At 80.4% G+C, this 1698-nt stretch carries 2 protein-coding genes; both read left to right on the top strand.

What is annotated here, in order from left to right:
* Window positions 1–1355 (top strand): methyltransferase (locus HLB09_RS16710; protein WP_171204425.1); only part of this gene is annotated, 1355 nt, incomplete at its 5' end.
* Window positions 1352–1698, top strand: a 347-nt coding sequence (locus HLB09_RS20210) for a DUF309 domain-containing protein (RefSeq protein ID WP_171204424.1), incomplete at its 3' end; no start/stop codon positions are given. The genes HLB09_RS16710 and HLB09_RS20210, both read left to right, overlap by 4 nt.

Genomic DNA, 1698 nt, shown 5'->3' with positions numbered 1-1698 from the left:
GGTGCGGCGTCGACGGCGCCGCCCGGCTCGGCCTCGTGCGGCGGACCGACGACGGGCTCGTGGCGCCGCTCGTCGAGCTGCGGCCCTACGCCGCCGTGGACGCCCGCGGCCCGGCCGACTGGTGGGTGGCCTCCGACCTCGGCGAGATGGCGGTGCCCGGCCCCCTGCGCACCGACCACGTCCTCGGCATCGGCGGCGCCTCGACGACGCTGGCCCGCGCGACCGTCCGCGGTGAGGTCGGCCGCGCCCTCGACCTCGGCACCGGCTGCGGCGTCCAGGCCCTGCACCTGCGCCGGCACGCCCGCGAGGTCGTGGCCACCGACGTCTCGTCGCGGGCGCTGCGCCTGGCGGCCCTCACCCTCGCGCTCGACGACGCCGCCCCCGGCCCCGGGGGCGACCCGTCGGCGGCGGGCCGGCGCGCCCCCGTCGACCTGCGCCGCGGCAGCCTGCTCGAGCCGGTGGCGGGAGAGGAGTTCGACCTCGTCGTCTCCAACCCGCCGTTCGTCATCACCCCGCGCGGCGCGGGCGTGCCGACCTACGACTACCGCGACGGCGGAGCGGTGGGCGACGCGCTCGTCCAGCACCTCGTCGAGCACGTCGGCGAGGTGCTCGCGCCGGGGGGCACCGCCCAGCTCCTCGGCAACTGGGAGCACCGCGACGGCGAGCCGTGGCGGGAGCGCGTCGGCGCGTGGCTCGACGCGAGCGGGCTGGACGGGTGGGTCGTCCAGCGGGAGGTGCTCGACCCGGCCGCCTACGCCGAGACGTGGGTGCGCGACGGCGGCCAGCCGCCCGGGCCCGCGTTCGACGCGCTCGTCGGCGCCTGGCTCGACGACCTGGCCGCCCGCCGCGTGGAGGCGGTCGGGCTCGGGATGCTCGTCCTGCGGCGCCCCCGCACGGGCGCAGGGGGCCGCCTGCGCCGCCTCGAGGAGGTCGCCGGCCCCGCCGCCGGGCCGCTGGGCGCCCACGTCGCCGACGTCCTCGCCGCCGCCGACCTCCTCGCCGACCTCGACGACGCCGGGCTCGCGTCGCGGCGCCTGCGGGTGGCCGACGACGTCACCGAGGAACGGCACGCCAGGCCGGGCGCCGAGCACCCCGAGGTCGTCCTGCTGCGCCAGGGCGGCGGGTTCGGGCGGGTCGTGCGCGTGGGCACCGCCGTCGCGGGCGTCGTCGGGGCGTGCGACGGCGAGCTGCCGCTCGGCACGCTCGTGGGCGCCGTCGCGGCGCTGCTCGAGCGCCCGGCCGAGGAGGTCGCCGCGGAGGTGCTGCCGGCCGTCCGCGGCCTCCTGGGCGACGGCCTGCTCCGCGTCGCCGACGACGGGGACGACGACGGTGACGACGACGGGGGCGCCCCGTGAGCGCCGGCGCCCGCGAGCGCGACGAGCGGGGACGCCCCCAGAACGCGCGACCGCGTGACGAGCTCGGCCGCCCCCTGCCCCGCGGCGCGGCGGGGGTGCCCCGCGTGCCCGAGGACCTCGTGCTGCCGCCGCCCGAGGCACTGGTGGAGGCGCAGCGCCTGCTCGACGCGGGCATGCCCTTCCACGCCCACGAGGTGCTCGAGGGCGTGTGGAAGTCCTGCCCCGAGGACGAGCGCGACCTCTGGCAGGGGCTCGCCCAGCTCGCCGTCGGGCTCACCCACCACCTGCGCGGGCGCCCGCGCGGCGCCGCGGTGCTGCTCGAGCGCGGTCGCGGGCGCGTCGC

The sequence above is a fragment of the Pseudokineococcus marinus genome (assembly GCF_013004605.1).
Classification (GTDB): domain Bacteria; phylum Actinomycetota; class Actinomycetes; order Actinomycetales; family Quadrisphaeraceae; genus Pseudokineococcus; species Pseudokineococcus marinus.
Note: the sequence above shows the minus strand (reverse complement) of the source record. Positions and strands in the feature narration are given on the sequence as shown.